The 2,592-nt window shown below is 32.6% G+C and carries 3 protein-coding genes; all 3 read right to left on the reverse strand.

Translation table 11 applies throughout. The features are described 5' to 3' along the window. Window positions 1-151 precede the first annotated feature (151 nt). Window positions 152-754, reverse strand: coding sequence for a recombinase family protein (locus ABZ565_RS35265; RefSeq protein ID WP_361036389.1), 603 nt, complete (start codon window positions 752-754; stop codon window positions 152-154). A gap of 464 nt (window positions 755-1,218) precedes the next feature. Next, on the reverse strand, window positions 1,219-2,025 hold the full coding sequence (locus ABZ565_RS35270) for a hypothetical protein (RefSeq protein ID WP_361036392.1): 807 nt from the start codon (window positions 2,023-2,025) through the stop codon (window positions 1,219-1,221). A gap of 25 nt (window positions 2,026-2,050) precedes the next feature. After that, window positions 2,051-2,560 carry a hypothetical protein gene (locus ABZ565_RS35275; protein WP_361036395.1) on the reverse strand — a complete coding sequence of 170 codons (510 nt, stop codon included), beginning with the start codon at window positions 2,558-2,560 and terminating at the stop codon, window positions 2,051-2,053. Window positions 2,561-2,592: the final 32 nt, after the last annotated feature.

Raw genomic sequence — 2,592 nt, forward strand, 5'->3', positions numbered from 1 at the left:
AGGCGCGCACACTACCACCGTCCTGGCATTCGAGCCGTCAACACCGGCCTACGATCGTCACACGAAAGCACTGCCGGGGTGCCTGCTCGCAGCGTTGCTTAATGCAATATATACCCCTTAGAAAAGCTAAGGGGTATTATAAATATTAAACTTATTCCAACTCTTTTTTTATTGTATAAATAGTATTCCTTGCTACACCAACTGTTTTATGTATGTTTTTAACACTTTCACCAGCTTGGATTAAACGCACAATTTCATCATATATAATTTTATCTTTGCCTTTAGCATCTTTATGGTATTTTCTTTTTCCGCCTGTATAAATACCCTTAGATTTTGCAATTTCAATACCTTCTCTTTGAGCTGTTCGGATTCTACGACGGTCTTCTTCCGCCATCCAGGATAATAAGGATAAAACAATATCAGAAACTAATTGTCCAATGCCTTCTAATTCCTTATATTTTCTTGTATCTAATATAGGCATATTTAAAACCACAATATCTATTTCAGCATCAATTAATTTTTTCCATTCATTCATTATTTCCTTTTTATTTCTACCGAATCTAGTTAAATCATGTACTACAAGTACATCACCAAAACGCATTTTAGAACGCATTTCTAGAAACACTGGTCTGCTAAAGTCTTTACCAGAAGCTTTTTCAGAGTATATGCGTTCGCAGCCATATTCTTGTAGTTCTTTGATTTGTCGGTCTAAATTTTGTTCAATGGAACTAACCCTTGCATATCCAAAAATCATTAGATAACCAATCCTTTTATATTACTTTAGCTTTATGGTCTTATTTCATGTATTCAATCAATGTCGGTGCAATAACAAAATTTAAAGTAAAATACAATATAGTGATAGCGATAAATATATAAAGTGGAATTTTAAATGTTTTAATAAACATTTTCTTTTTATTATCGTGTTGTCATAACTTAAGAGTTTTGACAATGAAAAGTAAAGAGCTTAAATATCAACAGATTAACTGTTGTCTTAACTTATTGTCATAAATAACTTTGATGATTTTGGGCCAATGAAGTTCCTGGTGGTGTTGGCAATTATTATGTTTTGTAAGATTGCTATGCCGTATGTTTAGAAGAAGGAAGAGATCCTGATGGTGAATATGTGTTTAATCACAAATAACCACACTGATCATACAGTGTGTGGTTCAGGGTAAATAAGGGGATGATATAAATAATTTGTTAATATCTAATTTTCTTTTAGTCTAGTAGGTCAAACCGTAAATTTTCTATTACTTCATCTAAATCTCTTTCTGTACCTTTACAGTAGGTCTTTAACTCCTGCCACATAGGCCACCCTTCTTCCTCACAAAATGTACTATAATACCCTAATAACTCATAATGTTCCTCAGCAACAGATATGAGTTCATATTTAACTAGCATATCATAATGCTTACGCCACTCCTCGTTTGGAATACTTAACACTTGTTGTACTTCATCGAGTAAAATTTCATTGTTTTCACTCCGTTCAAGCATCGTTAAAAATACTGATCTTGTTCCGGGTGGTAGCTTCTTTAAACGCAAAGCACCACGTTCTATAAACTCTATTGTTCCCTTTAATTCATCTTCGTTATGTCTCCATCCCATATACTTATTCATCTCGATAAGCGTCTTTGGCAATGACAACTTTTGCCCTTTAGTTATGTCAGGAATGAATGTGTTGCTGATATCTTCTAGTATATTTTTAAATTTTGCTTCATGCTTCGCTTTCAATGCTTTCATTACATCTACAGGATATTTCTGTACATTATTTGTAACCTGGTGGTGTTCGTAACAAAGTAACAATAAATTCGGGTAATCTGCTCTCTGTTTATTTGTCATTTCGGGGTTAAATCTTTCGCCACCTATATTAGCTGATTCAATATGACATAGCTGTGCAATATAGTTCCCATCATCATCTACTATTTTATGAGAACACCCAGGAAATGCACATTGATTACCAGAGTATATATATAAATTTCTTAAAACCTTTGTGGGTATATCTAATCTTTTAACTTCCTCAACCATAATTTTCTGATCCCTTCAGTAATTTTTATAAAGTTTTATCTTTACTTTTAATATTATATTTTGTGATATATTCTAATTCAGTCATAATTTCCATAATATCTTTAGTTTCAATCTTTACTTTTGGATGGACATAAGAGTAAAGTTCATATACTCCATATCTAAGAATGTAAATAGCTTTTTGGATGACCCATTTCTTTACGCGTACTTCTATTTCCTTTTTTGGTAAGTATTCTAAATTGTATTTAGTAATACCGTAATCACTATCATCATATTTCGCCTCAAATGTAAAATACCTATAGTAATTCAAAGGTAGCTTATATTTAATAATATAATGCTTAATATTTTTATCCTTAATCCAGTCTTGTTCTATTTTTTCATCTTTTAGGAATTGTGCTAAGTTAAATAATATCTCTGGTCTATCTCGTGTATATCCTTCATATTTAAGTACATTTGTATGACTTATAAATCCATTCACGCCGCCGCACAATTCAACACTTGTCAATAACCCTTCACGCAAAGGTTGTTGAGCAGTCATTCACAGCCAATTACCTACCCATAGGTAAGGTC

The sequence above is a fragment of the Streptomyces sp. NPDC016469 genome (genome assembly GCF_040632905.1).
Classification (GTDB): domain Bacteria; phylum Actinomycetota; class Actinomycetes; order Streptomycetales; family Streptomycetaceae; genus Streptomyces.

What these genes read in the sequence shown, in the direction of transcription:
- ABZ565_RS35275 (WP_361036395.1), bottom strand. Translation starts at nt 2,560, where the DNA reads ATGACTGCTCAACAACCTTTGCGTGAAGGGTTATTGACAAGTGTTGAA.
- ABZ565_RS35265 (WP_361036389.1), bottom strand. Translation starts at nt 754, where the DNA reads ATGATTTTTGGATATGCAAGGGTTAGTTCCATTGAACAAAATTTAGAC.
- ABZ565_RS35270 (WP_361036392.1), bottom strand. Translation starts at nt 2,025, where the DNA reads ATGGTTGAGGAAGTTAAAAGATTAGATATACCCACAAAGGTTTTAAGA.